Annotated in this window: 1 protein-coding gene; it reads left to right on the forward strand. The window is 49.8% G+C overall.

Annotation, left to right across the window (positions count from 1 at the left end):
* Positions 1-450 (forward strand): hypothetical protein (locus tag NE665_RS24030; protein WP_256302722.1); only part of this gene is annotated, 450 nt, incomplete at both ends.

The following is a 450-nucleotide window of genomic DNA, read 5'->3' on the forward strand; positions in this document are numbered from 1 at the left end:
CCCTGGCAGTGAGCATCCTTCCACAGCTGGATATCCAGCAGCTGTTTGCGGAGGATCCTGCGACAGTGACACTGGAATTGAAGGAAGGCAGTACGACACGTCCGTTATCTGTGAGCACCACGGATACGAAAGCAGTGGAAGCGGTACTGTTGAAGGATGGTACGGAGGTGGAACGCAAGATATTGCATACGAACACACCGGCACAGTTCGATATCCTTCAAAACGGGACGTATGTGATCCAAAGCATCGATTTACAGGGAAGCATTCTGGAGGAGCATGAACAGGTGGTGGAAGGACTGGCAGACCTGTATGTGGAAAAGACAGGGCAGGGAGAAATCACCCTGTATGGACGAATGGAAAACACGGATCATATATCAGTTACTTTCAAGGAAAAGAAGGAGCCTGTAAAGGTCGAGAAGCAGGAGAACGGCTTGTATCAGGGAAGCTATA

The organism is Clostridium sp. DFI.1.208 (assembly GCF_024463855.1).
Taxonomy (GTDB): domain Bacteria; phylum Bacillota_I; class Bacilli_A; order Erysipelotrichales; family Erysipelotrichaceae; genus Clostridium_AQ.